Source organism: Variovorax sp. 05T418 (assembly GCF_056396385.1).
In genome coordinates, this window is the sequence record NZ_JBFTLJ010000018.1 from 76,424 (window position 1) to 100,604 (window position 24,181).

Genomic DNA, 24,181 nt, shown 5'->3' on the forward strand with positions numbered 1-24,181 from the left:
TGGTCAGCGCAGCGCCGCCAGATAGGCGGCGATATCCCGCGCGTCCTGCTCGGACACGCTCATCTGCGGCATGGCCGTGAGCGGATCGACCTCGTGCGTGTGGCGCAGCCAGCGCACCATGTTGTCCGGCGTGTTGGCGAGCTTTCCCGCAATCAGCGAACGGCCGCCCATGCCCGCAAGCGGCGGCCCCACGTTGGGCGACGAGCTCGTGATGCCGGGGATCGTGTGGCAGGCGCTGCATGCGTACTGGGGCAGCGCCCGCGCGCCGCGCTGCGCATCGGCCGCCCGCAGCGGCGCGGCGCCATCTGCCGGCCCGCATGCCGGCCGCGCCGGTGCGCCCTGTGCGCCCTGTGCGCCGGTGGGCTCCACGCGCGTGGCTTCGGCATACTGCTGCGGCGTGAGCTCGGGCAGGCGCGCCATGAACGCCACCACCGACCACAGGTCTTCCTCGGACAACCTGAACTCCCAGGCCGGCATGCCGCTCATGCGGATGCCGTGCTTGGTCAGCCAGTACAGTTCGCGCGGCTTCCAGTGGTGCCGCGCATCCACCAGCGGCCCCGGCAGCGGCTGCATGCTCTTTCCGATGTCGCCCTGCGCGACGCCCGGCGCACCATGGCATTGCACGCACTTGTCGCGAAAACAGGCCGCGCCGCGCATCACCAGCCGCTCGTCGTCGAGCCGCGGCGGCTCGATGTTGCGCGCGCGCATCTTCACCGACTGGCGCATGGCGGTTTCCAGCATCGAATAGACCGGCTGGAAATGCTGCTGCGTGGCCGCCACGTCGTAGAGGCCGCCATACACCACCAGCGCGCCCGCCGCCACGCCCGCGATGCCCAGCGCGGCGACGGTGAGTAGAGCGGTCTTGGGTGCACCCATCGGCAGCATTCAATTGGCGGCATTGTCCGACGCGCACCGGCGCCGCCATGTCGGCGCAAGCCGCATTCCAATCCGCAGAATCGCGGCATGGTGGCCGCCCCGTCATGCCCTGCCGTGTGCCCGCTCGCCCTGCTGGTGCTGGTGGCGCTCGCGGCCGGATGCACGCCGGGAGAGAGCAGCCCCATCTTCGAGCGCGCGCCGCCCGCGCAGCGCGAGCGCGGAAGGCAGCTGCTGGCGCAATACCAGTGCGGAAGCTGCCACACCATCCCCGACGTGCAGGCCGCGCGCGGCCGCACCGGCCCCACGCTCGCCGCCTTCGGCAAGCGCAGCTACATTGCCGGCCAGGTGCCGAACGGCCCCGACGCCCTGGTGCGCTGGATCGTGGCGCCGGCCGCCGTGGTGCCGGGCACCACCATGCCTGCAATGGGTGTGTCGCCCCAGGACGCGCGCGACATGGCGGCCTACCTGCTCGCGCTCGAGAAATGAACGCGGCGAGCGAGGGCGCACCCCAATCCGCCCTGCGGGCCGCCGGCCCCGTCGCGCAATCGCTGCTCGAAGTGAGCGGCGTGCTGGCGGTGGGCGGCGCGGTGATCTTCGCCGGCGTGATGCTGCTGCTCGCACTGGCCGTTCGCCACCGCGGTGGCGGCCGGGTGAACACGCGCTGGTGGCTGCTCGGCGGCGGCCTTGCTTTTCCGACGGTGGTGCTCTCGGCGCTCTTCGCCCACAGCGAATTCCACCGGCCGCCGTGGCGGCCCATTCCACCGCCCGGCGCGCTGATCGTCGGCGTCACGGGCCACATGTGGTGGTGGGAGGTGCGCTACCGCGACCCCGCCAGCGGCGCCGAGGTGGTCACGGCGAACGAGATCCGCATTCCGGTCGGCCGGCCGGTCTATTTCGGCCTTGGCAGCGCCGACGTGATCCACAGTTTCTGGGTGCCCTCGCTCGGCGGCAAGATGGACATGCTGCCCGGCCGCGTGCAGCACCTGCTGCTGCAGGCCGGCCGGCCCGGCACCTGGCGCGGGCAGTGCGCCGAATACTGCGGCGAGCAGCATGCGCGCATGGCGCTGCACGTGGTGGCCGAAGAGCCCGCGGCTTTCGATGCATGGCTTGCGGGGCAGGCACGGCCGGCGGCCGCGGCTTCGCGCGAGCTCGAACGCGGCCGCGAGGCCTTCCTCGCGCACCGCTGCAACGCCTGCCACACCGTGCGCGGCGTCAGCGAGCAGAGCCGCCTCGGGCCCGACCTCACGCACGTGGGCAGCCGGCTGCACCTGGGCGCCGGCACCGCGCCCAACGATGCCGCGCAGCTCGCCGCCTGGGTGGCCCACACGCAGCAGCTGAAGCCGGGCGCGCGCATGCCCTCCTCCGGCGAGCGCATCGGCGAGGCCGACCTGCAATCCATCGCGGCCTGGCTCGCGCAACTGAAATGACGACGCAGGCTCCCAAGGAAGATCCTTCGAATCTGCCGCCGCGCCCCGCAGGCGAGCGCGAGGCCCTCGAGCGCGCGTGGCGCCCGCCCACCGGCTGGCGGCTCTTCTCGGCGGTGAACAACACGCGCATCGGCGTGTTCTACATCGCCACCGCCATGCTCTTCTTCGTGCTGGCCGGCATCCTGGCGCTGATGATGCGCACGCAGCTCGCGGTGCCGGACAACCACCTGATCGACGCGGGCACCTACAACCAGCTCTTCACGATGCACGGCACCGTGATGATGTTCCTGTTTGCGGTGCCCATCGTCGAGGCCGTGGCCATCTACCTGCTGCCGGGCATGCTGGGCGCGCGCGACCTGCCCTTTCCGCTGCTCTCGGCCTATGCGTTCTGGGCCTATGCCATCGGCGGCATCGCCTTCTTCTGCACGCTGTTCTTCGGCGTGTCACCCGATGGCGGCTGGTTCATGTATCCGCCGCTCACCGGCAAGGAGTTCTCGCCCGGGCGCGGCGCCGACTGGTGGCTGCTGGGCATCGGGTTCATCGAGATCTCGGCCATTGCGGGCGCCATCGAGCTGATCGTGGGCGTGCTGTTCACGCGCGCGCCCGGCATGACGCTGATGCGCATGCCGATCTTCGCCTGGGCCATGCTGGTCACCGCGCTGATGATCGTCTTCGCGTTTCCCGCGGTGATCGCGGCGACCATGCTGCTGGAGCTGGAGCGCGCGCTCGACTGGCCCTTCTTCATTCCCGCGCGCGGCGGCGATCCGCTGCTGTGGCAGCACCTGTTCTGGTTCTTCGGCCACCCGGAGGTCTACATCATCTTCCTGCCCGCGGCCGGCATGGTGTCGATGATGGTCGCCACGCTCGCGGGCACGCCGCTGGTGGGCCACCGGGCGGTGGTGCTGGCGCTCATCGGCGTGGGCGTGGTGAGCTTTGCGCTGTGGGTGCACCACATGTTCACCGCGGGCCTGGGCAATCTCTCGCTGCTGGTGGTGTCGGCCGCGAGCTTCATCGTCGCCATACCGAGCGGCGTGCAGGTGTTCGCGTGGATCGCCACCTTCTGGCGCGGCCGCGTCGCGCTCGATGCGCCCACGCTGTTCCTCCTGGGCTTTCACTTCATCTTCGTGCTGGGCGGCCTCACGGGCGTGATGGTGGCAGTGCTGCCCTTCGACTGGCAGGCGCACGACAGCTACTTCATCGTCGCGCACCTGCACTACGTGCTCATCGGCGGCATGGTGTTTCCGGTGTTCGCGGGCTTCTACTACTGGGCGCCGGTCTTCAACGGCCACCGGCTTTCCGAGCGCTGGGGCCGCTGGGTGTTCGGGCTCATGTTCGGCGGCTTCAACCTCGCCTTCTTTCCGATGCACATCGCGGGCATGCTCGGCATGCCGCGGCGCGTGTACACCTACAGCGCCGACCTGGGCTGGAACGCGCTCAACATGCTGTCCACCCTTGGCGCCTACACGCTGGCGGCCGGTGTGCTGCTCTTCACGGTGGACGCGGCGCGCACGCTGCGCCGGCCCGGGCAGGACCATGGCAATCCCTGGCGCGCCGGCACGCTCGAATGGCTGCCGCCGCGCGAATACGGCGTGCGCAGCATTCCGCAGGTGGATTCGCGCTATCCGCTGTGGCGGCGGCTCGCGCTGCCGCAGGAGGTGGAGGCCGGTCGGCACTGGCTGCCGGGCACCGTCTTCGGCGGCCGCGAAACGCTGGTGACCAGCCCGCGCGATGCGCGGCCGATGCACCTGCTGCGCCTGCCGACCGACAGCTGGTGGCCGCTGGCGGCAGCCGCCGGCACCGCGGGTTTCTTCCTGCTTCTCACGGTGTCGCAGACGCTGCCTGCGCTGGCCTGCGGCGTGATCGCGGTGGCATGCATCCTGCGCTGGCTGTGGGACTCCGACCGTCCGCCGCCGGTGGCCACGGTCGACGTCGGCCATGGCGTGCAGCTGCCGGTCGGCGCGCGGGGGCGGGCATCGCACTCGTGGTGGGCCATGGTCGTGCTGATTGCGGTGGACATGACGATCTTCGTGTCGCTGCTGTACACCCATGTGCACCTGTCGATGGCCAGCGACGTGTGCCCGCCGCCCGGTGCCGCGCTGCCGCCCCTGCGCTGGCCGCTGGGCGCGGCGCTGCTGCTCGCGGCCGGCTCGGCCGCGATGGCGCTGGCCGCGCGCAGGCTGCATGCAGCAGATCCGCGCCGCCAGCGCAGGCTGCGCATGCTTGCGGCACTGGCCATGGCCTGCGCGGCCGGTGCGGCGGCGCTCGACATCGGCGGCCACCAGCTCGCCGGGCTCGATCCGCGCGCCCAAGGCTGGAGCGCATCGGTTGGCATGCTGCTGGGCTACCAGGCCTTCCACATCGCAGTGCTGATGCTGATGGGTGGCTATGTGCTCGTGCGTTCGTGGTCGGGCAGGCTGCAGCCCGCGGCCCGCGCGACCATCGACAACACCGCGCTGATGTGGCACTGCGTGACAGCGCAGGGAATCATCGGAGCGCTTGCGGTGCAGGGCGTGCCGCGGCTCCTGGGCTGAGCGCCGCTACGCGGCCGGCGCCCGCGCGCCGATCGTCCAGCAGGCGGCGGTGAAGCGGACTTCGCTGCCGTGCACATAGGGCTCGAACGCCGCGCGCATGCCCTCGGTGACCCGTGTGCGCGTTCGCTCGTCCGCATCCTGGAGAACGAGCCCGACGGGGCCGAGCCGCGTGAGATAGCCATGCAGCGCCTTCTCGGGCAATGTGCATTCCACATCGATCGGCCGGATGTCGATGCCGGCCCAGCCGCTCTCTTCCAGGATGGACACCACCCGATCGCGGTCCGCGAAGGAGAACTGTCCCGGCGCACCCGGCCTGCGCGCCGGCAGGTTCGGCAGCAGCGGCGCGGCGGCGCGCTCGGCCGTCGTCATGAATGGGTTCTCTGCGGCGCTGCGCCATGCGATGGCCCGAAGCGCGGCGCCATCCTTCGCGGCATGCCGCAGGTTCGCAAAGGCCTGCACCGGGCTGTCGAAGAACATCACGCCGAAGCGCGAAACGACCAGGTCGAAGCTCGCGGGCTCGAAGGCGTGCCGCTGCACGTCGCCGCAGATGAAGCTTGCCGGTATTCCCGCCCGTTCGGCGCGCACGCGGGCGGCGGCAATCATCGGCTCGGAGATGTCGGCGCCGACGCAATGCCCCGCCGCGCCGAGCACCCCTGCGATGGCCAGCGTGGTGGCACCGGTGCCGCAGCCCACGTCGAGCACCCGCTGCGCGGAGGCGGCGCGCGCCTCGTCCACCAGCAAGTTCTCGAACGGCGCGAACAGCTGGTCGAGCGACTCCTGCGCATCGACCCAGGCGCGGCCGCCGCGGCCGTTCCAGAGGGCGGCTTGTTCGTTGTGTTGCTGGTCCGTGATGTCCATGATGGTTTGTCCTTGGCGTGTCTGTTTGGGCGAAAGCTAGACTGTGCAACTTCAAGTCGACTTGAGGTCAAGAGGTGGCGGCACAACATCTGGACATCGCCCAAGTGGCACAGCAATCCGGCGTCCCCGCATCGACGCTGCGCTTCTACGAGGAAAAGGGGCTCATCGCCTCCACCGGCCGGCACGGCCTGCGCCGCCTGTTCGGTGCCGGCGTGCTGGAACGCCTCGCGCTCATCGCGGTGGGACGCGCCGCGGGCTTCTCGCTCGACGAGATCGCGCGCATGTTCGCGCCCGAGGGCGCACCGCGCATCGACCGGCAAATGCTCGCCGCCAAGGCCGAAGAGCTCGACCGCACCATCCGCAAACTGAGCGCCATGCGCGACGGCCTGCGGCACGCGGCGGCCTGCCCCGCGCCCAGCCACATGGAGTGCCCGACCTTCAGGCGCATCGTCCGCGCCGCGGCCTCCGGCGCCATTGGCGCACGCGAAAAAAAGAAGGCGCCGAAGTTGCCGAATTAGGTGCTGCCTCATGCTGCACCCGGCTGCCAGACAGCCTCCTACAACACGACGGTCTCTTGGCCGATGCGGCGCGGATTTTCTGGATCGAAAGTTGCAACCCTGGGCACTGCAATCTATGCCGTCATCCCCCAGAAATGCCGGCCGGAGACTTTTCCATGGTGAGCGCCAATCCAGTTATTTCGTCGGATCGTGTCGAGGGGACATCCGTCTACAACACGTCGGGAGACAAGCTCGGCAGCATCGATGAACTCATGATCGACAAGATCTCGGGCCAGGTCCGCTATGCCGTGTTGGAGTTCGGCGGCTTCCTGGGCATGGGCACGGACCGCTATCCGCTCCCCTGGTCCATGCTGAAGTACGACACCTCGCAGGACGGCTATGTGGTGCCGTTGACCAAGGCGCAGATCGAAGGTGCGCCCAAGTATGCGAGCGACCGCGTGCCCGAGTACGACGATACGTACAGCGGGACGGTGGACAAGTACTACGGGCTTTGAAAGCCCACGGCCGTCCGTAGCCTCACCGGATACGGCGGCTGCTGCCATCGCCGCCGGGCGGCGGTCAGTCGCCGAACCAGAACACGAGCCAGGACGACAGCGCCGTCAAGGTGGTCATCAGGAGGAGCGTATCCTTCTGCCGCAACAGGCCGCGGCGGCACAGTTGGCTCAAGTTCGACAGCATCTTGGTCTCCTCGCGGGTTTGGCCCTTTCCGGGAGTGTCGATCGCTTGGTTGACATTCGTCAATTAGGGCGATAGTTCAAAGCAGGGATCAACACGCCGCGCGGACAGCCCCTTGATTGCCATCGAAGTGACCCAGTCAAAGTCGGCGGAATTCAACAGCCAAGGCCACCATCACGTAAGCAGGCAAGCACGCCTTTCCACGCGCGACTCCTCGATGTTCGGCATGCCGAACATCGAGGAGTGAAGGAGAAGAGCGATACCACGCGAATCGAGTCTGCGAACAATCCATCCTCGCTCGGGCGCGATAGCACCGGGCGAACGGACGCAGAGGCAACGGCAGCGAGCGCGAGCCAACACGCGGAATCCCTGACGAAAGGAACGGCCCCAAAAAGCCCCTCGACCCTCGAGAACCGCCGAGCCGGATGCATGTTCAAATCGACCAAGTGCTGGCCGTCGAGGTCTCGGTAACTGTCGTCGGAAGATGCCAAGGCCGCCCGGCCACGAGTCATCGCGAGCGGGAAGTGCATACGACCTACGGCCGGACATCCCGAACACATCTTCACTTATTCCGCGCGAGAGCTCCTCGGGCTCTTGCACACAAGACACACCGAAGATCGCCCTCGGGAAGACTCGCCTGCTCCCTCCTCACTCGCGCAGTGTGAACACCACTGACAGGTAGGACACCGGCTGGACCTCTATCACCTCGATGCCGTGCAGCGCGGTCGCATCGAACAGCAGCGAGTCCCCCGCCCTCACCGCAGCTGTCTTGGCACCGTAGCGGTAGGTCACTTCCCCGGACAGGAAGTACAGGAACTTGAGGCCCGGGTGTTGGAAGGTCACGTAGGGATCGGCACCGGGCAACAGCGTGACCAGATAGGGCTCAACAAACAGGTTGCCCGAAAGGAGGTGCCCCAGCAGTTCGTAGCGGTAGTCCTTGACCGCGCCGACCCGATCGACAACAACGCCCTTCCCCGCACGCACATGAGAGAAGTCCGTGCGGCGCGCCTGATCTCCGAAGAAGCGCGACACCGGCACATGCAACCCCTGCGCAACGCGCTCCAAGGTCTCCACCGACGGTGACACCAGACCACGCTCGATGCGCGAAAGCATCGAAGCAGAGACCCCCGAGGCCTTTGCCAGCGAACCAGCCGACATCTCAGCCGCCATGCGAAGCGCCCTCACCTGCGCGCCGATGCGCGCCGCAGACATGCTGCGCACGACCGGCGTTGACTGCCGCGGCAGAAAATGCGTCACCGAGCGCGGAAGCCGCAACGGTCGTGCCGTTGGAAGAGGCGAGGCAAGCTGTCGACGCGTCATTGGAATTCGCTGGCAAGCCGCGATGCGGATTGCAAACTAAGAGATCTGCACCAGAGAAGAAGTTATGAGTTAAAGATAACGTGGTTTTAATTGTCTCCAAATCCGAGCCTTCTGTCCATGCAGAAGCAAGTCACGCGGAGAGGAAGGCCACTTGGGGCAACCACATTTGAGGTCGAGCCGGCCCTTGCATTTGGCGCCGTCGTGAGAGCGCTGCGAACGGCGGATGGTGTCGGACAGGAAGCATTGGCCCACCAAGCAGGCATCGAACGGTCGCACATGGGAAAAATCGAGCGCGGTGAACACATGCCAACACTCGCCATGATCCTGCGCATCGCGAACGCTCTCGGTCGTACTGCTGGCGAACTGCTGCTCGAAACCGAGTCCGTTTTGACCGAGCAGCAAAATGCCGGGCAGCAGTCGCAAGCAACGGACGCTTAGTCCGTGGGTCGAGTGGTCGAGTTACTCAGGGCCACCACCAACACCAAGAACGGTCGAAACCTAGCATCCATGCGGGTTTCGGCCTTTTTCCTTGTGGCAGAGCCATGCGACCGAGCGGTCGGAGCTGGAGGCCTTTTCGTTTAGGGAGGGCCCGTTCTCTTCGCGCCGCCCCTTGATTGTGCGCAGCTTCGGAAGCTGGTGCCGGATCTTGCGCCCCCAGTTGTAGACCGCGTGCGTTTGGTTGCGGCGCAACAATCAGGATGAGAAGAGCGCGTCAAACAAGATGAGAAGGATGGCATGGGCGGGAGGTCGGCGGGCATAGTCCGACGAACTCCCGCCCACGCCGGCGACGGGCTCCCTGCGGGGCACCTTGTCGAATATATGCCTGCACTGCCTGTCGATCGTCGGAGGATTACTCGGCTCGGCGACGTACTTTGCCTGAGTGTGACGGGGGCTGTTAGCTGGCTCGGCGGCCACGCTTGACCACCCGCGCGGGCAGCGTTTCCACAAGTTGCGAGACCGAGACCTCCAGGCCGCCGGCCAGCCTCCAAATGTTGAAGAGCGACAAGTTGCGCTCGCCTCGTTCAACAGAACCAACGTAATTGGGGTGCAAGCCGGCCAACTCCGCAAGTTGCTCGATCGTGATGAGGCGGTCGTGCCGTAAGGCGCGCAGATGCTCGCCAAATGCTTGTTGCAGACGCTCCAGCTCTTTGCTGGACACAGAGTCCAGTGGCTGGGGCTTGTTTGCAACTACTCGGGGCATGCGCCCAAGTTTTCAATCTCCAACACTAAGAGTACACAAACTATCAGTTTGGTTAGGAGGCGGATTCTGGCAAACTAGCTGAAAATAAAACGCAAAGTGTGTTTTGGTTCGATCAAATTTCTTCCTTCGACAACTCAACTATCTGGAGCGGAGTGAGATTCAAATGGCGCGTCGACAGCTCGCTTCGCCTCTGCCAACGGCTCACCCGTTGCGCTTGCCAGCGTCGGTGACGCGTGTCCGGCCACGGCAACCCGCACCTGTTGTGCGCAGCCTCTCCACAGCCCGCATCGGCGCGCAGGTGCGGGCGCTGCGCATGGCGGCCGAGGTGTCTGGCGGCGAACTGGCCAAGACCTCGGGGATTTCTGCGTCGATGCTTTCTCGCATCGAGCGCGGGCTGGTCTCGCCTTCGGTGGAGACACTGGAGCGCCTGGCGCAGGGGCTGCACGTGCCGACCTCACGCTTCTTCAGTGACCAGGCGCGGCGCACTGACTTTTGCCATGTGCGTGCAGGACATGGTGTCTTGGTCGATCGCATCGGCGCGGTGGCGGACTACCGCTACGAGCTGCTGGGCCACCTGCTGTCGGGCAACCTGTTCGTCGAGCCCTACCTGGTCACATTGCTGCCCGGCGCCGATCCCTACGTGACCTTCCAGCACCCCGGCTTGAAGTTCCTGTACTTCCTCTCCGGGGGGGTCACCTACCGCTATGGCGGCAAGTCAGTCGGGGTGGGGGCTGGGGACTCGCTGCTGTTCGAAGCGACCGCACTGCATGGGATCGAGGCCATTCACACTCAGCCGGTCTCTTACCTGTCCGTAGTGTTCACGCTGCGAGAGTAGGCTGTTCTGGCGGCACTGCCGCGCTGCGGGGCGACACGGATCCTCAATCGTCGGCGCCTTCGCAAGCCAAACTCCGGCGGCAACACTCAGCAGCACAAAGAATGAATAAGCTTCGGGGTGGGGGGCGGCGCCCGGAACCAGCGCATGGCGGCAGCGGTTCCAGTCACAGCAAGCGGCCGCGATGTTGGAAGCAATGGTGCGCCCGCCATCGATCTTCGCGGGTCAGGTGCTCGGCCGTCAGCCGAACCATTCGCGCCCGGTCGGGCGAGATGCCATGCGCCACTGCGAACGCTTTCGCGTCTGCGCGCTACATCGGGTGCAGACAGCAAAAACAAAGGTGGCCTTGAGCCCAGAAAGCGCTCTCGCGGAGCGCGCAGAGGTTGGTTCTGTGCGTCATAAGATTTCACGTTGAAGTGATCCCCCGTGGCGCTTGGCGCAACTCGGGCGCCGGCGGCTTGGCCGGCTGGCGGTGCACCGACGTTGCGTCGGCGCTGTCGAGATTCTCAGGTCCCGAACAGTTTGAAGTTTATTGCGGCGCCAACATCATGAGTGCCGATCATTTCCGACGACGTCCGACACACCTCTGCTTCGGCGTCCCGCTGCTCAACCATGAGTCGACTTCGCTCAAGTAGTTCTCGACCTCGCTCAGCCAAGTCTCCGAGAGCGGCGGATCTCTGAACTACGTCCAGTCGGCCGCACTCCGCTACTCTGCAAACGATTCGATGAATCAAGCTCCTATTTTTGGAAGATAGCCCAAGGCATGCGGCAGAACGCATCTTTCAGCGAGACGACGCGATCCTCGGCAGCCAGCGATTCGCCGGTGAGCACGTTCACCAGCGTTGCGCCTCCGAGATCCTCAGGCAACACCACCCTCGTCCCCCTCCACGCCTCCGCATCGGGAAGCACCGGCACACCATCCGCCCCGGCGCACGCAATCCCCGCAAACAACCGCCCCGCCATCACCACCAGCGTCCGCCCTTCGTGCCTGCGCGCAAAGGGCACCACATGCCGCGCCAGCGGCCCTTCGACCGCGAGCCCTTCGTAGCTGCCTTCGCGGAATAGTTCCGCATGCGCGCGCCGCATCGACAGCAGCCGCCAGATGAACCAGAGCTTCGCGCGGCCATCGTGCGGCGACCCGGCCAGCGCCTGCACGCGCGCAGCAAGGTCGTGCCCGCCTGCCATCGCCTGGAGCTCATCGAGCCGACGGCTGCGCAGTTCATAGTCCACCGGCCGCCGGTTGTCGGGATCGACCAGGCTCAGGTCGATCAGCTCGCTTCCTTGATAGAGATCCGGCACGCCCGGCGAGCCGTACTTCAGCAGCGTGAGCGTCAAGCCGTTCCACGCACCGAACCATGACAAGCGATCGGCCAGGCGCTGGATGTCCGCAAGGCAGCCGTCCTTCGACAGGTCCGAGAGGATCCGCTGCACCAGGCCTTCGAGCGCCGCTTCGTACGGTGCATCGGGCTGGGTCCAGCGCGTGTGGAGCTTGGCTTCGCGCGCGGCCTTCTGCATGTACTGCCACACACGCGCGGCATAGGCCGGCACGTCGGCAGCATCGAGGCCGCCGAAGGGCAAGGTGCCGAGCAGGGTCTGGTAGAGCAGGTATTCGTCGGCGCGCGACGGCGCCGCGCCCGCTGGCTCGCCGCCGCGGCACAGCGCGTGCCAGCGCGCGAGCGCGTCGCGCCACTCGCCGGGCATTTCGGAGAGCACGTCGATGCGGTTGCGCACCTCTTCCGATCGCTTGTTGTCGTGCGTGGAGGTCGCGAGCATGGTGTGCGGCCAGTGCCGCGCGCGGTCGGCGCTCAATGCATGGAACTCGGGCACGTCGAAGCCGAACTGGTCGGGCTCGCCGCCGACCTCGTTGAGCGAACTGAGCGGAAAGTAGCGGTAGAACGAGGTGTCCTCCACGCCCTTGGCCGCGACCGGCGCGCTGAACTGCTGGAAGCGCATCGCGAACCGGCGCACGCGCCCGGCCAGCGCCGGTGGCGCGTGCGTGGCCGCGGTCTCGCCACGCAAGGAGCGGCGCACGAAGGCGAAGACGGAGCGGTCGGCGTCGACGCTCTGGCGCTCGGCGGCCTCGGTGGCGGCGTCGATGAAATGCGCGTCCTGCGCGGAAGGCGCATCGACGATGTAGGTGCGGTAGACCGGCATGCAGGCCGCCACTTCTGCGAGCGCGCGCCGCAGCGCGTTGAGCGTGTAGTCGCGCGTGCCGCGGTCGGCCCGCGCGATCCTGAGCAGTTCGGAGGAGAGCACGTTGAGCTCCGACGACAGCGCGCTGCGCATGACCTCGCGCTTGCCGGCCCTTGCGACCGAGCCGAAGTCCTGCGCCTCGCCCGTGAAGCCATGCCAGGCCTGCCGCAGGGCGTCGGCCGCGGCGGTGTCCACGAGCACGCCGTTGGCCACGTTGGCAAAGCGGTAGCCGGTGGTGCCGTGCACATGCCATTCGGCGGGCACCTCTTCTTCCGAGGCGGCGATCTTCTCGGCCACCACGTACAGCGGGCGCGGCGGCCGTCCATCGGGGCCGGTAGCCGGCAGCACGATGCCCGCGCGGCGCGCATAGCCTTCCTGCAGCTGGCGGAAGTAGCGCGCGGGGTCGTACAGGCCATCGGGATGGTCGATGCGCAGGCCGTCCACCACGCCGGCCGCGGCAAGGTCGAGCGCGAAGGACTGCGTGGCCTCGAACACCTCGTCGCGCTCCATGCGCACGGCCGCCAGGTCGTTGATGTCGAAGAAGCGCCGGTAGTTGATTTCGTCGGCGGCCACGCGCCAGTAGGCGAGCCGGTAGGCCTGCAGGTCGATGAGCCGGTGCAGCTGGTCGCGCGCCTCGTCCGAAGCCAGGTTGAACTCCGCCACCGCGGCCAGCACGGCGCGCGCGAGCGACGGATGCGCCTCTGCCAGATGCTCGAGTCGGGCCTTGAACAGTTCCTTGTCGCGCACGCGCTCGGTGCATTCGGCGGGCGTCTGCGCACGGCGGCTGGGCAGGTGGCCGAAGGCGGCCGAGAGGCTGGCGAGCTGCGCTGCGAGCATCGGGTCCTTCAGGTGCGGCAATGCGCATGCAAGAACCACGGGATAGCTTTCGGGCGCCAGCGGAAACCGGTGGTCGAAGTAGCGCAGCGCGAAGCTGCCGTGCGCCGCTTCGAAGTGCAGCGCCAGCTCCCCGCTCGCGAGCACCTCGCCGTAGTGCCCGCCGAGCACCGGCAGCAGCACCTTGCCGGCCAGCTCCTTGTTGAGCGGCTGCCAGTCGATGTCGAAGTGATGCGCGAACAGCGAAGCCGGGCCGTTCTCCAGCACGTCCATCCACCAGGCGTTGTCGGCGCCGAGCACGCCCATGTGGTTGGGCACCATGTCGAGCAGCTGCCCGAGGCCGTGCGCCTGCAGCGCCGCGACGAAGCGCGCAAAGCCTTCGGCGCCGCCGAGCTCGGGATTGACCTCGGCATGGGCCACCACGTCGTAGCCGTGCGTGCTGCCCGCACGGGCGCGCTGGATGGGCGAGCAATACACATGACTCACGCCGAGCTGCGCGAGATAGGGCAGCACGCGGATGGCGTCGTCGAAGCCGAAGCCCTGGTGGAACTGCAGCCGGTAGGTGGCCCGCGGCACGCGCGCCTGCAGCAGCGTGGACGGCGCCGCTTCCGCGCGCAGGCTGCGGCGCGGGCGAATCGCGCGCAAGTGTTCCGTGAGCCCCTGCATCGCCGCGCCGGCCGCCAGCTCCTGCACGCTGGGCGCCAGCTTGCGCCGCCAGTTGGGATGCGTGTCGGTGGTACCGGGCATGTTGGCCTGCTCCACCTCGCCGGCCACGTCCTCGAGCTGGAACACCATCAGCGCCGACGGCGCCGCGGCCAGGAACGCGTGGACCGCCTGCATGATGCGCGGCGAAGGCACTGCGAGCGACAGCGCCTGCGCCGCCTCGTCGGCAGACAGCAGGCCCGCCTCGCGCACGGCCAGCATCAGCCGGATGCGTTCCTGCGCGCGGTCCAGCAGCTGCGCATCGAACAGCCGCGGATCGGGAAAAAGCCCGAGCGCCAGCCGCAGCCGCAGGTCGTGGCCCGACCACCAACCCGCGAGCGTGGCGAGGTCGTGCGTGCTGATGGCCACCAGCGCGGCTGCCGGGTAGGCCGCAGGGGGCGTGAAGCCACCGCCCTGCTGCTTCTCGAAATAGAGCAGCCGGTAGGAGAGCACGTCGGCGCGCGCGAGCGCTTCGCGCATCACGTCCTCCACCGTGCCCAGGTCTTCGCCCACCACCATGCAGCCATGCCGATGACTCTCGACCGCCACGATGGCCAGCATCTCCTCGACCGCGTAGCGCACATAAGCGCCGTCGTGCGGCGAGCGGCCCGGCGGAATCCAGAACAGGCGCATCAGCCCCATCACATGGTCGATGCGCAGCGCGCCGGCGTGCCGCATGTTGGCGCGCAGCATCTGCACGAAGGGCTGGTAGTGGTGCGTGCGCAGGTGGTCGGGGCGCAGCGGCGGCAGGCCCCAGTTCTGCCCCGCCGGATTGAACTCGTCGGGCGGCGCGCCGATGCTCGCGCCGACCGCGAAGCAGTGGCGCGCGGCCCAGGCATCGGAACCGCCGCGGTCCACCGAGACGGCCAGGTCCAGGTAGAGCCCGATGCCCATGCCCAGCGCCTTGCAGCGTTCGCCCGCGCGCGCGAGCTGGCGCTCGGCCACCCATTGCAGGTACTGGTGGTATTGCAGCCGCTCGGCATGCTCGGCCGCAAAGGCCTGCACCTCGGGCGAATCTGCCTGCCGGTAGGCCTCGGGCCATGCGAGCCAGCCCCAGCACTGCGGATCGGCCGCGGCAAAGTGGGCCTGCAGCGTCTCGAACAAGGCGTGCTGGCGCAGCGGTTCGCCCTGCGCCGAGACAAAGGCCAGGAAGGCCTCGCCGCGTGCATCGGGAGCGCCGGCCGGCGAAAGATGCCGCGCGCGAAAGTGCTCGAACAGCAGCTCCAGCACTTCGAACTTGGCGGTGGCCACGCCGGCATGGTCGACCAGCGGCGCGGCCCGCAGCGCCGCGAGCCGGCCCTGGAACCCCGGCGATTCGACGTGCCGGCGCGCGGCCTCGCAGGCGGCGAAGTCGTCGACCGCCTCGACGTCGATGTACAGCACGTTGATCCATTGCCGCGACGACGGGCTGTAGGGGCTGGCGCGCGGCGGATCGGTCGGGAACAGCGCATGCAGCGGGTTCAGGCCGATCAGGTCGGCGCCCTGCCCGGCCATGCGGTCGACGAGCGCTTCGAGGTCGCCGAAATCGCCGATGCCCCAGTTGCGCGCCGAACGCAGCGCATACAGCTGCAGCGCCGGCCCCCAGACGCGGCCACCGTCCTGCACGGCGGGCGGGCGGTAGCAGCGGCCGGGCGAAGCGACGAGCAGGGTCTCGCCGGCCAGGCCGTCGATCTGCAGCCAGTGATAGCCGGGCGCGAGCGGCTCGGCCAGCTGCAGCGTGCAGCTGCCATGCGGCCAGGGCTGCGCGTCGGCTTCGCCCTCGCGCACGAGCCCCTGCTCGTCGCGCAGCCGCCAGCGCAGGCTGCCTGAGCGCTGCGGCAGCTGCAGCGACCAGTGCGGTGCATGCGCCTGCACCACCTGCACCGGTGGCATGGCGGGCGCATCGGCCTCTGCGCCAGTTGCGGCACCCGCCTGCACGCCGAACTCGGCCAGCAGCGCGGCCAGGTTCTCGGGCGATGCATGGCGCAGCGTTCCGAAGGCGTCGTGGTAGGCCGGCGAGATGCCGTAGTGCCGGCACAGGCGCTCCAGCACATCGTCGCTCCAATGACCCGGATCAGCCACCGGCGATGTCCTCCAGCGTCGCATGCACGGCGCCCCGCTCGAGCTGCAGGCCCGCCGCTGCGGCCACGGCGCCCCTGCTGTAGAGCACCGTGCCCGCAGGCGCGGCTGCTTCCACCGCAGGCTGCGCACCAAGATTCGCAAGCAGATGAAGGCGCTTGTCCGAGAGCTTCCACTGAACCCGGATCATCCCGTCTTCGCAGCCATGGCTTCCCGCGCCGCGCACGCCGGCCAGGTGCGGCACCAGCAGCCGATGGCGCGCGTCGAGCAATTGCTGCACCTCGCACAGCTGCGCGAAATGCGCCCGCGTGCCGCGCTCGCGCCAGCGCAGCTTCGAGGCTTGGAAGGTCTGGTCCGCATTGGGATCGGGAATGCGCGCACGCGCGGCTTCGTCGGCAAAGGCGGCGAAGCGGCCGAACTCTGCGCGGCGCCCTTCGGCCACGGCCGAGGCCAGTTCGGGGCCGAAGTCGCAGAAGTACAGGAACGGCGAGGAAGCCGCGAACTCGTCGCCCATGAAGAACATGGGCACGTGTGGCGACAGCAGCACGCAGGCCAGCGCGGCGCGCACCAGCACCGGATCGCCGAGCGCATGGATGCGCTCGCCGAACGCGCGGTTGCCGACCTGGTCGTGGGTCTGCAGGTAGGACACGAAAGCGGTCGGCGGCAGCTGCGTGCTGGGTTCGCCGCGCGGCTCCCCGCCGCGAAAGGCCGAGGGCTGCCCCTGGTAGATGAAGCCTTCGGCCAGCGCACGCGCAAAGCGGGCCGCGGCGTCGTCGGCATAGTCGGCGTAGTAGCCGTCGCGCTCGCCGGTGGCCAGCACATGGGCGGCGTGGTGCAGGTCGTCGTTCCATTGCGCGGTGCCCGCCACCGGCAGGCCGTTGCCGTCGCGCGCCAGCAGCGAGGCCTGGTTGGCGTCGTTCTCCAGCACCAGGTGCACCTGCCGCTCGCGCGCCGGCCCGGCGTTCAGCGCCTCGCGGATCTCCTGCACGATGTGCCTGGGCGAGGCATCGCGAATGGCATGGATCGCATCCATGCGCAGGCCGTCGAAGTGGAATTCTTTCACCCAGTACAGCGCGTTGTGGACGAAGAAGTCGCGCACGGTGCGCGAGCCCGGCCCGTCGAAGTTGATGGCCGCGCCCCATGGCGTGTGCTGGGCCGCGTCGAAGAATTCGGGGCAGCAGGCGTGCAGGTAGTTGCCCTCCGGCCCGAAGTGGTTGTAGACCACGTCGAGCAGCACCATCAGCCCCAGCGCATGCGCGCTGTCGACGAGGGCCTTGAGCTCGTCGGGCGTGCCGTAGCTGGCGTCGGGCGCGAACTGCAGCACGCCGTCGTAGCCCCAGTTGCGCGCACCGGGAAAATCCGCGAGCGGCATGAGCTCGACCGCGGTAATGCCCAGTTCCGCCAGCTCGCCGAGCCGCTCGCGCGCGGCCCGGAAGGTGCCTTCCGCGGTGAAGGTGCCAACGTGCAGTTCGTAGACCACGGCCTCGTGCCAGGGCCTGCCGCGCCAAGCGGTGTCGGCCCATTCGTAGAGGGCCGGATCGACCACCTGGCTCGGACCGTGCACGTCCTGCGGATTGAAGCGCGAGGCCGGGTCGGGCATGGTGGTGCCGTCGGCGAGCCGGTAGGCATAGAGGTCGCCAGCGCGCGCATCGGCGAGCGTGAGGCGGTGCCAGCCGTCCGTGTCCTGCGCCATGGCGTGCGAGGCCTCCTTCCCGCCCGCCGGTGTGTGCACGAGCGTGACGCCATGCATGGACGGCGCCCACAGTGCAAAGTCCACGCCGCCATCGCCGCGCACCGTGGCGCCGAACGGCATGCGGTGGAAACGCTTCATGGCCGCACGTCCGGCCGGCTCAGCACCACTAGCGAGCGGCACTGCAGCGGATAGGCGGGCTCGGACCAGGCGGGCGCGAGCGCGGCCACGTCCTCGGTGGCGGGCGGCGGGGTGCCGCTGGCGGTGTCGAGCAGCAGCCGCCACGCGCCATAGGGAGCGGGCGGCAGGGTGAACGGGATCTCGTCGTGGTGCGCGTTGAACAGCACCAGAAAATCATCGTCGTGCAGCGCCTCGCCGCGCGGCCCGCGGTCGGCAATGCCGCCGCCGGACATGTACATCGCCAGGCAGCGCGCGTTGGCGTCGCTCCAGTCCTCGGGGCGCATCTCGGCGCCGTCGGGCCGCAGCCAGACCACGTCGGTCACGCTCTCGGCCTCCGAGGGCTTGCCGGCAAAGAAGCTGCGGCGCCGGAACGAGGGGTGGGCGCGCCTGAGCGCGATGGTGCGCTCCACGAAGGTGATCAGCGCCTGCCGCTCGGGCGTGGGCGTCCAGTCGAGCCAGCTGATGTCGTTGTCCTGGCAGTAGGCGTTGTTGTTGCCGTTCTGCGTGTGGCCGCGCTCGTCGCCGGCCAGCAGCATCGGCACGCCTTGCGACAGCAGCAGCGTGGCCAGCAGGTTGCGCTTCTGGCGCTCGCGCAGCGCGGCGATCTCGGGGTCCTCCGTCGGCCCTTCGGCGCCGCAGTTCCAGGAGATGTTGTGGTTGCTGCCGTCGCGGTTGTCCTCGCCGTTGGCCTCGTTGTGCTTGTCGTTGTAGGAGACCAGGTCGTCGAGCGTGAAGCCGTCGTGCGCGGTGATGAAGTTGATGCTCGCGTTGGGCCGCTTGCCCGACCAGCCGTACAGGTCTTCCGAGCCGGTGAGCCGCTTGCCGACCTCGCCGATCACGCCCGGGTCGCCCTTCCAGAAACCGCGCATGCCGTCGCGGTAGCGGTCGTTCCATTCGGCCCAGCCGAGCGGGAAGTTGCCCACCTGGTAGCCGCCGTGGCCCAGGTCCCAGGGCTCGGCGATGAGCTTGACGCGGTTGAGCGTCGGGTCCTGGCGGATGGCGTCGAAGAAGCCGCCCAGGTTCTCGACCTTGCCGGCCTCGCGCGCGAGCGCCGAGGCCAGGTCGAAGCGGAAGCCGTCCACGTGCATTTCCTCGGCCCAGTAGCGCAGCGAATCCATCACCAGCTGCAGCGCATGCGGATGCTCCAGGTTGACGGTGTTGCCGCAGCCGGTGAAGTCGTCGTAGTAGCGCCGGTTGTCGGCGTTGACGATGTAGTAGGAGGCGTTGTCCACGCCGCGCATCGAGAGGGTGGGCCCGAGCTGGTTGCCTTCGCAGGTGTGGTTGTAGACCACGTCCAGGATCACCTCGATGCCGGCCGAGTGCAGCGTCTTCACCATGGTCTTGAACTCCTTCACCTTGCCCGAGGCGCTGTAGCGCGTCTCGGGGGCGAAGTAGGCCAGCGAGTTGTAGCCCCAGTAGTTCTGCAGGCCCTTCTCCGCCAGGTGCCGGTCGTTGAGGAAGCTGTGCACCGGCAGCAGCTCGATGGTGGTCACGCCCAGGCGCTTGAGGTAGTCGACCACGGGCGCGCAGCACAGGCCGCCGTAGGTGCCGCGCAGCTCGGGCGGCACGTCGGGGTGGCGCATGGTGAAGCCGCGCACGTGCAGCTCGTAGATCACCATGTCCTGCCAGGGCACCGAGGGCCGGCGGTCGTCGCCCCAGGTGAAGGCCGGCTCCAGCACGCGGCCCTTGGGCACCAGCGGCGCGCTGTCGCGGCGGTCGAACGAGAGGTCTTCGCGCTTGCTGCCGACCGTGTAGCCGTAGAGCGCATCGCCCCAGCGCAGTTCGCCCACCAGGTCTTTTGCGTAGGGATCGACCAGCAGCTTGTGCGGGTTGAAGCGGTGGCCCTCCTCGGGCTTGTAGGGGCCGTGCACGCGGTAGCCGTAGGCCTGGCCCGGGCGGGCTTCGGGCAGGTAGCAGTGCCATACGCCGTCGGTGCGCTCCCGGATCGGGATGCGCTGGATTTCGTGGCGGCCCTTGTCGTCGAAGAGGCACAGGTCCACCCCTTGTGCGTGCTGGGAAAAAAGCGCGAAGTTCACGCCCTCCCCGTCCCAGTTGGCGCCCCGCGGATAGGGGCGCCCCGGCCAGACGGCCGAGATCGGATTGCGTTGGCTGCTGCGTGTCATCAAGTTGGATGTGGGAGAAAGAAATTTCAGCGCGGCGGGCGCTCGTCGAACGGGTTCGGCTTGGGCCTGGCCGTGCCGCTGCTGCTGTCGCTGCCGTCCTTCGGCAGGCGCGGCCACCAGCGTTCGATCTGCTCGGCCGCCCAATCCTTGCCCGCCAGGCCGAAGGCCAGCGCCAGCGCGAACACCACGCCCGCCAGGATCACCAGGAAGCTTTCGCGCACGATGTCGCCGCCCACCTTGACCTGGTCCAGCGCAATCAGGATGACGAAGGCCATGACCGCGTAGCGCGCGATCTGGCCCAGCAGCATGGCGTCGCGCAGCTGCGCGCCCCGGAAGTAGCTCGACACCGCCTCTCCCACGAAGCGGGCAAAGTAGGAACCGAAGGCCAGCACCAAAAGGGCCACGAAGAGATTGGGCACGAACCACACGACGCGCCCGAGCAGGTCGGCGATGTAGCTCAGGCCCATGCCGTTGAACGCCAGCAGCAGTGCCGCAAAGATCACCAGCCAATAGGCCAGCACGCCGAACAGGCTGCAGGTGTCGCCCGGCCAGCCGCCCTGGCGCAGGAAGTTGTCCAGGCCCGCGCGCTCGGTCAGCACGTTGAAGTTGATCGCGCGCAGCGCCTTGGTCACCGCAAAGCGCGCGGCCTTGGCAATGAGCCAGCCGGCAAGCACCACCACCAATGCAATCGCCAGGCGGGGCACGAAGGCCCCGACCTGGTAGAGCATTGCGTTCAGCGGCTCCAGGTGAATGCCAAATCGGTCCATGTTTCTCTCCGGTGCGTGGTTGCGGTTGCGGACGAAGGCGGTGGATGCGGTGCAAGCATCAACCGGGCCGCTCCACCTGCAGCAGCGCGAGCACGCCGTTCAGCGGCACCTGCGCCCAGTCGATGCGGTTGTTGAGCTCGTAGCGCAGCTCGTACAGCGCCTTCTCGGTCTCGAACAGCGCGAGCAGGTCGGCGTCGATGCGGGTGGCCTCCTCGCCCGCGCCGGCCTCCATGTAGCCGTCCAGGAAGGCCTGGCGTGCCGACTGCTCCCAGGCCGCGGCGGGCGGCCCCAGGTAGGCGGCCTCCTCCACGCTCTGCGCAACGCGGCGCAGCGCGGACCAGCGCGCATAGTTGAACGAACGCAGCATGCCGGCCACGTCGCGCAGCGGCGAGCCCTTGGCGCGGCGCTCGTCGAAGCTGCGCGCGGGCTCGCCTTCGAAGTCGATGATCACGAAGTCGTTGTCCCGCAGCAGCACCTGCCCCAGGTGCAGGTCGCCGTGGTAGCGGCTCTTGATGCCGCCTTGCGCCTGCGGCCTGCGCGCCGCGATGGAGCCCTGCAGCGCGTCTTCCATGGCCAGAAGGGCCTGGGCATCGGGCTGCGCCGGCGCCGGCAGCTGGGCCAGCCTTTCGCGCAGCAGCGCCAGCGTGGCGGTGGCGTCGGCGCGGGCCTGCTCCGCATAGCGGGCGATGTCGCTGTCCAGCAGCGGCTCGGGATCGAAGGCCGCCGCGCCGGTGCGCAGCGCAAGCGCCTGGTGCAGCTCGGCGGTGCGCCGGCCCAGCGTGGCCATGAGCGCGAGAAAGCCGCCGTGCACGGCCATCGGGTCCGGCAGCGCTCCGTTGGTGGTGGCGAAGTCGCGCAGGAAGCGCTCCAGGTAGCCCAGCGTGTGGTCCCAGCCATCGCCCTGGTTCGACACATAGGACTGCACCATGGCCAGGGTCATGGTGCGCCCGTCGTTGCCGGTGTATTCGAGCGCGCCCAGCACCGGGACGCAGTGCGGATATTTGGCCACCTCGGTCAGGAAGCGGCCCATCTCCAGCTCGGGGTTCAGGCCTTCGCGCAGGTGGCGGTAGCCCTTGAGGAACAGGGTTTCGTCGAGCGTGACCACGGTGTTGCTGCTCACGCCGCTCGGCCGGCCGATCGGCAGACTGGCGATATCGGCCTCCACTTCGGCAAAGGCCGCCGTCGCGCGAAAGCGCAGCCGCCCCTGGGCGGTTTCCAGTTCCATGCCGCTGCGGATGGCCAGCACCAATTCGCGGCAGAAGGCTTCGTCATAGAACGCATCGCCCATCAGCCCCACCTGCGCCTGTTGCCGCACCTTGGCGAGCGCGGCCTGCGCGACGCCGGCCATGCGCTCCTCGTCGCGCTCTTCCCAGGCCAGTGCCAGCGGCATGAAGTAGGTGGCGCCGCCGGGCGGCCCATCGAGTTCGAGCAAGGGCAGCATCCAGCTGAGCGGGCCTGCCTCCCAGATGACGTGGTCCGCCAGGCGCGCGCGCTCGATGGGGGTGCCCTTGGATGCATACCAGCGCTGGATCTCGATGTGGCGCGGCAGCGTCTCCAGCTCGAACTGGTTGCGCATGCGCTCCGACATGCCGATGCGCCAGGGCATCACGCGGTCGCGGAAGAAGCTGGTCCAGCCGTCGAACAGCACCAGCGTGGGCCACTCCTGCAGCGCCACGCCTTCCTGGTGCCAGCTCGGCATCTCGGCATCGGAAGTGAGCCTGAACCAGTAGAAGCCGTACGAGGCCAGCGTGAGCAGGTAGGGCAGCTCGCCGATGGGCGGAAACGGCGCGCGGCCCAGCATCTCGATGGGCACGCGGCCCTTGAAGGCCGAGAGATCCAGCTCCACCGGCTGCGCGGCGCGAGACAGGTTGAACACCGTGAGGATGATGTCCTCGTCGTACTCGCTCAGGTAGGCCAGGATCTTGCGGTTGCCCGGCTTCAGGAAGCGCCGCTTGCCGCGGCCGAAGGCGTGGCTGGTCTTGCGCACGGCCAGCATGCGCTTGGTCCAGTTGAGCAGCGAGCTGCTGTCGCGCGCCTGTGCCTCCACGTTGAGCGCCTCGTAGCCGAACATCGGGTCCATGATGGGCTGCAGGTACAGCCGCTGCGGATCGGCGCGCGAGAAGCCGGCGTTGCGGTCGGGGCTCCACTGCATGGGCGTGCGCACGCCGTTGCGGTCGCCCACGAACACGTTGTCGCCCATGCCGATCTCGTCGCCGTAGTAGATGATCGGCGAGCCGGGCATCGACAGCAGCATGCCGTTCATGAGCTTCACGCGGTCGATGTCGTTTTCCATCAGCGGCGCCAGGCGCCGGCGGATGCCCAGGTTGATGCGCGCGCGCAGGTCGGCGGCATACATGGTGTACATGTAGTCGCGCTCCTTGCTGGTGACCATCTCGAGCGTGAGCTCGTCGTGGTTGCGCAGGAAGATGGCCCACTGGCAGCCCTCGGGAATGTCGGGCGTCTGCTGCATGATCTCGACGATGGGATGCCGGTCTTCCTGCGCGATGGCCATGTACATGCGCGGCATCAGCGGAAAGTGGTACGCCATGTGGCACTCGTCGCCATCGCCGAAATACTCGCGCACGTCTTCCGGCCACATGTTGGCCTCGGCCAGCAGGAAGCGGTTCTTGTACTGCGCATCGATCGCCGCGCGCAGCTGCTTGATCACCGCGTGGGTCTCGGGCAGGTTCTCGTTGCTGGTGCCGTCGCGCTCCACCAGGTAGGGAATGGCGTCGAGCCGGAAGCCGTCCACGCCCATGTCGAGCCAGAAGCGCATCACCTTGAAGATGGCTTCGAGCACCGCGGGGTTGTCGAAGTTGAGGTCCGGCTGGTGGCTGAAGAAGCGGTGCCAGTAGTAGGCCTTGGCCACCGGGTCCCAGGCCCAGTTGGAGGTCTCGGTGTCGGTGAAGATGATGCGCGTGCCCTGGTAGATCTGGTCGGTGTCGCTCCACACGTAGAAGTCGCGCTCGGGCGAGCCGGCCGGTGCGCGCCGCGCGGCCTGGAACCACGGGTGGTCGCTCGAGGTGTGGTTGATGACCAGCTCGGTGATCACCCGCAGCCCGCGCTCGTGCGCGGCGTCGAGCATCTCGCGGAAGTCGTCCAGCGTGCCGTACTGCGGGTTCACGTCTTCGTAGGCCGAAATGTCGTAGCCGTCGTCGCGCAGCGGCGATGGATAGAAGGGCATCAGCCAGATGGTGTTGACGCCCAGCTCCTTCACGTAGTCGAGCTTGGCCGTGACGCCCTTGAAGTCGCCGATGCCGTCGTTGTTGGAGTCGAAGAACGCCTTGACGTTGAGCTGGTAGATCACCGCATCGCGGTACCACAGCGGGTCGTCGCTGATGTCGATCTCTACCGTTTCGAGCGCAATGTGGGAGACAGGGGCGTTCATCGTTGCGG

At 68.2% G+C, this 24,181-nt stretch carries 17 protein-coding genes; 8 read left to right on the forward strand and 9 right to left on the reverse strand.

Features of this window, described 5'->3' with window-relative positions; genetic code table 11:
* Positions 1-3: 3 nt before the first annotated feature.
* Positions 4-876, reverse strand: a complete 873-nt coding sequence (locus AC1DMS_RS27435; RefSeq protein ID WP_244883339.1) for a c-type cytochrome — start codon at positions 874-876, stop codon at positions 4-6.
* An 87-nt stretch (positions 877-963) separates the two neighbouring features.
* On the opposite strand from AC1DMS_RS27435, the gene AC1DMS_RS27440 reads away from it, so the two are divergent.
* The 3 genes from AC1DMS_RS27440 to AC1DMS_RS27450 are packed head-to-tail and all read left to right on the forward strand — an operon-like array spanning position 964 to position 4,834.
* On the forward strand, positions 964-1,362 hold the full coding sequence (locus tag AC1DMS_RS27440; RefSeq protein WP_012747126.1) for a c-type cytochrome: 399 nt from the start codon (positions 964-966) through the stop codon (positions 1,360-1,362).
* Positions 1,359-2,303, forward strand: a complete 945-nt coding sequence (locus AC1DMS_RS27445) for a cytochrome c oxidase subunit II (RefSeq protein ID WP_012747125.1) — start codon at positions 1,359-1,361, stop codon at positions 2,301-2,303. The genes AC1DMS_RS27440 and AC1DMS_RS27445 overlap by 4 nt, the downstream gene beginning before the upstream one ends.
* Entirely contained in the window at positions 2,300-4,834 is a 2,535-nt protein-coding gene (locus AC1DMS_RS27450) for a cytochrome c oxidase subunit I (protein WP_012747124.1), read from the forward strand. The genes AC1DMS_RS27445 and AC1DMS_RS27450 overlap by 4 nt, the downstream gene beginning before the upstream one ends.
* 6 nt (positions 4,835-4,840) lie before the next feature.
* On the opposite strand, the gene AC1DMS_RS27455 is transcribed toward AC1DMS_RS27450, so the two are convergent.
* Positions 4,841-5,692 carry a class I SAM-dependent methyltransferase gene (locus tag AC1DMS_RS27455; protein ID WP_012747123.1) on the reverse strand — a complete coding sequence of 284 codons (852 nt, stop codon included), beginning with the start codon at positions 5,690-5,692 and terminating at the stop codon, positions 4,841-4,843.
* A gap of 74 nt (positions 5,693-5,766) precedes the next feature.
* Between AC1DMS_RS27455 and AC1DMS_RS27460 the strand changes: the two genes are divergently transcribed.
* From AC1DMS_RS27460 to AC1DMS_RS27470, 3 genes are all read left to right on the forward strand, one after another.
* Positions 5,767-6,210, forward strand: coding sequence for a helix-turn-helix domain-containing protein (locus tag AC1DMS_RS27460; RefSeq protein ID WP_012747122.1), 444 nt, complete (start codon positions 5,767-5,769; stop codon positions 6,208-6,210).
* Between the two features lie 155 nt (positions 6,211-6,365).
* Positions 6,366-6,704 (forward strand): PRC-barrel domain-containing protein, encoded by a 339-nt coding sequence (locus AC1DMS_RS27465; protein WP_012747121.1) that lies wholly within the window; start codon positions 6,366-6,368, stop codon positions 6,702-6,704.
* Between the two features lie 296 nt (positions 6,705-7,000).
* A complete protein-coding gene (locus AC1DMS_RS27470; protein ID WP_018902887.1) occupies positions 7,001-7,132 on the forward strand; it encodes a hypothetical protein in 132 nt (43 codons plus the stop codon).
* Positions 7,133-7,533: 401 nt separating this feature from the next.
* Here the strand turns inward: AC1DMS_RS27470 and AC1DMS_RS27475 are convergent, their stop codons facing one another.
* Positions 7,534-8,097, reverse strand: coding sequence for a helix-turn-helix domain-containing protein (locus AC1DMS_RS27475; protein ID WP_012747119.1), 564 nt, complete (start codon positions 8,095-8,097; stop codon positions 7,534-7,536).
* A gap of 225 nt (positions 8,098-8,322) precedes the next feature.
* Here AC1DMS_RS27475 and AC1DMS_RS27480 point away from each other — a divergent pair, with 225 nt between their 5' ends.
* Positions 8,323-8,643 (forward strand): helix-turn-helix domain-containing protein, encoded by a 321-nt coding sequence (locus AC1DMS_RS27480; RefSeq protein ID WP_018902889.1) that lies wholly within the window; start codon positions 8,323-8,325, stop codon positions 8,641-8,643.
* A 457-nt stretch (positions 8,644-9,100) separates the two neighbouring features.
* On the opposite strand, the gene AC1DMS_RS27485 is transcribed toward AC1DMS_RS27480, so the two are convergent.
* The gene (locus tag AC1DMS_RS27485; RefSeq protein WP_307597013.1) at positions 9,101-9,364 is read right to left on the reverse strand and encodes a helix-turn-helix domain-containing protein; all 264 of its coding nucleotides are present in this window, start codon (positions 9,362-9,364) and stop codon (positions 9,101-9,103) included.
* A 304-nt stretch (positions 9,365-9,668) separates the two neighbouring features.
* Here AC1DMS_RS27485 and AC1DMS_RS27490 point away from each other — a divergent pair, with 304 nt between their 5' ends.
* On the forward strand, positions 9,669-10,241 hold the full coding sequence (locus tag AC1DMS_RS27490; RefSeq protein ID WP_478181998.1) for a helix-turn-helix domain-containing protein: 573 nt from the start codon (positions 9,669-9,671) through the stop codon (positions 10,239-10,241).
* A 735-nt stretch (positions 10,242-10,976) separates the two neighbouring features.
* Here the strand turns inward: AC1DMS_RS27490 and AC1DMS_RS27495 are convergent.
* From AC1DMS_RS27495 to treS, 5 genes are read right to left on the reverse strand one after another with little or no spacing between them, the layout of a single operon-like run.
* The gene (locus tag AC1DMS_RS27495) at positions 10,977-15,998 is read right to left on the reverse strand and encodes a malto-oligosyltrehalose synthase (RefSeq protein ID WP_478182005.1); all 5,022 of its coding nucleotides are present in this window, start codon (positions 15,996-15,998) and stop codon (positions 10,977-10,979) included.
* 22 nt (positions 15,999-16,020) lie between these two features.
* A complete protein-coding gene (gene treZ, locus AC1DMS_RS27500; protein ID WP_012747115.1) occupies positions 16,021-17,856 on the reverse strand; it encodes a malto-oligosyltrehalose trehalohydrolase in 1,836 nt (611 codons plus the stop codon).
* On the reverse strand, positions 17,853-20,018 hold the full coding sequence (gene glgX, locus AC1DMS_RS27505; protein WP_012747114.1) for a glycogen debranching protein GlgX: 2,166 nt from the start codon (positions 20,016-20,018) through the stop codon (positions 17,853-17,855). The genes treZ and glgX overlap by 4 nt, the downstream gene beginning before the upstream one ends.
* A 26-nt stretch (positions 20,019-20,044) precedes the next feature.
* On the reverse strand, positions 20,045-20,785 hold the full coding sequence (locus AC1DMS_RS27510) for a mechanosensitive ion channel family protein (protein ID WP_012747113.1): 741 nt from the start codon (positions 20,783-20,785) through the stop codon (positions 20,045-20,047).
* A gap of 58 nt (positions 20,786-20,843) precedes the next feature.
* Positions 20,844-24,173: a maltose alpha-D-glucosyltransferase gene (treS, locus tag AC1DMS_RS27515; RefSeq protein ID WP_012747112.1), complete on the reverse strand. Its 3,330-nt coding sequence runs from the start codon at positions 24,171-24,173 to the stop codon at positions 20,844-20,846.
* Between the last annotated feature and the right edge of the window lie 8 nt (positions 24,174-24,181).